Raw genomic sequence first — 2387 nt, 5'->3', positions numbered from 1 at the left:
TTGGCGATCATCGGGTCGTAGAAGATCGTCACCGTGTCGCCTTCGACCACGCCCGAGTCGACGCGAACCCCGTCGCCCGCCGTAGGCAGCCGCAGACGCTCGAGGCGCCCGGAGCCCGGCAGGAAGCCGGCGTCGGGATCCTCGGCGTACAGCCGCACCTCGATCGCGTGACCGCGCTGCACCAGCGCATCCTGCGCGAGGGGAAGCGGCTCGCCCGCCGCGACGCGCAGCTGCCATTCCACGAGGTCCAGCCCCGTCACCATCTCGGTGACCGGGTGCTCCACCTGCAGGCGCGTGTTGATCTCCATGAAGTAGAAACCGCCGTCGGGCGCGACGATGAACTCGACGGTGCCGGCGTTGACGTAGTCGATCGCACGCGCCGCCTGCACCGCGGCATCGCCCATCGCACGCCGCAACCCGGGCGTCAGGAAGGGCGAGGGCGATTCCTCCAGCACCTTCTGGTAGCGACGCTGCGCGGAACACTCGCGTTCGAACACCGAGAGCGTGTTGCCGTGGCGGTCGGCGAACACCTGGATCTCGATGTGTCGCGGCGTCTCGATGTAGCGCTCGAGCAGCACGCGGTCGCGGCCGAAGGCATTGCGTGCTTCGCGCTGGCAGCTCTCGAGGTTCGGCAGGAACTCTTCGGACGTGCGCACGATGCGCATGCCCTTGCCGCCGCCGCCGTGCGCGGCCTTGATCATCAGCGGATAGCCGATGCGATCGGCTTCGCACTGCAGCAGGTCGGGCGACTGGTCTTCGCCCGTGTAGCCGGGCACCACGGGCACGCCCGCGGCCTGCATCAGCTCCTTCGCGCCGGCCTTGCTGCCCATCTTGCGCATCGACGTGCCGGGCGGGCCGATGAAGGCGATGCCCGCGGCCTCGACCGCGTCGGCGAAATCGGCGTTTTCGCTGAGGAAGCCGTAGCCGGGATGGATCGCCTGCGCGCCGCTCTTCAGCGCGACGTCGAGGATCGCGTCGCCGCGCAGGTACGACTCCTGCGGGCGCGACTCCCCGATGCGGTAGGCCTCGTCGGCCTGGCGCACGTGCTGGGCGTCGGCGTCGGCGTCGGAATACACGGCGACGGTGCGGATGCCGAGCGCGCGGCAGGTGCGGATCACGCGGCAGGCGATCTCGCCGCGGTTGGCGATCAGGATCTTGTCGAACATGTCAGGGGCACCAGCCCGGCGAGCGCTTTTCGAGGAAGGCGCCGAGGCCTTCTTGGCCCTCGGGCGAAACGCGCAGGCGCGCGATGAGGTCGGCATTGTCCGCGTCGTGGCGGTCGCGATCGGCATGCGAGGCGACGCGGCGCACGAGCGACTTCGCGGCGGCGGTGGCCACCGGCCCGGCTTTCAGCAGCAGGTCGACCTGGCGCTGCACGGCGGCGTCGAGCGCCGCCTCATCGTCGACCACCTCGTGGATCAGGCCGATGCGACGCGCGGTCGCGGCATCGAACAGTTCCGCGGTGGCGAACCAGCGTCGCGCCTCGCGCGCGCCGATCGCCTCGACGACGTAGGGCGAGATCACCGCCGGCAGCAGGCCGAGCCGGCTCTCGGTGAGCCCGAAGCGCGCGCCGGCCGTGGCGATCGCGATGTCGCAGCAGGCCACGAGCCCGACGCCGCCCCCGAAGGCCGCGCCCTGCACGCGCGCGATGGTCGGCTTGGGCAGCTCGTCGAGCGTGCGCATGAGGCGGGCGAGGCCAAGCGCGTCGTCGCGGTTCTCGGCCTCGCCGGCGGCGGCCATGCCGCGCATCCAGTTGAGGTCCGCACCGGCCGAGAAGGAGACGCCTTCGCCCTCGATCACCACGACGCGGACGTCGGGATCGCGGCCCACCGCGTCGAGCGCGCCGGTGAGGGCGGCGATGACCGTGGCATCGAAGGCGTTGTGGAGCTGCGGCCGGTTCAGCCTCAGGCGCGCGACCGCGCCGTCGCGCAGGTGGAGCAGGGGATGGCTCATGGGCGAGGGGACGGCGGAGAGCCCGTGATGATAGCCCGTCGCCCCGCTGCGGCCGGTGGGGCCCCGGAGCGCAGCGGCCGCTGAACCGCCGCGTGGGAGGCGGCCGTCGCGCGACTGCGGGTGCTAGAATGAGAACAATTCCCATTTGGGACGCGGTGTCGACGTGAGACTGTCCGAGCTGCCCTTCCGTACCGCGGCGACCGTGCTGGCCGTGGAGGACGCCGTCCCCAACGACGCCGTCGCGCGACGCCTGCGCGAGCTCGGCTTCGTGGCGGGCGAGGCGGTCGAGGTCGTGGCCGCCGGCCCGATCGGCGCGGAACCGCTGCTGGTCCAGATCGGCTTCACCCGCTTCGCCCTCCGCCGGCGTGAGGCCGACCGCGTGGCGGTCCGGCTCGCGTCCGACGTCGCCGCACGCCCGGCGTCGCGCCGCCCCG

At 72.2% G+C, this 2387-nt stretch carries 3 protein-coding genes; 1 reads left to right on the top strand and 2 read right to left on the bottom strand.

What is annotated here, in order from left to right; translation table 11 throughout:
- The coding region (locus ACY35P_RS15450; RefSeq protein ID WP_462116724.1) for an acetyl-CoA carboxylase biotin carboxylase subunit at positions 1-1166 on the bottom strand (1166 nt) is incomplete at its 3' end.
- A gap of 1 nt (position 1167) precedes the next feature.
- The gene (locus ACY35P_RS15445; RefSeq protein WP_462116723.1) at positions 1168-1953 is read right to left on the bottom strand and encodes an enoyl-CoA hydratase-related protein; all 786 of its coding nucleotides are present in this window, start codon (positions 1951-1953) and stop codon (positions 1168-1170) included.
- Between the two features lie 163 nt (positions 1954-2116).
- Here ACY35P_RS15445 and ACY35P_RS15440 point away from each other — a divergent pair.
- On the top strand, positions 2117-2387 hold a 271-nt coding region (locus ACY35P_RS15440; protein ID WP_462116722.1), incomplete at its 3' end, for a FeoA family protein.

This window comes from Lysobacter xanthus (genome assembly GCF_047159895.1).
Note: the sequence above shows the minus strand (reverse complement) of the source record. Positions and strands in the feature narration are given on the sequence as shown.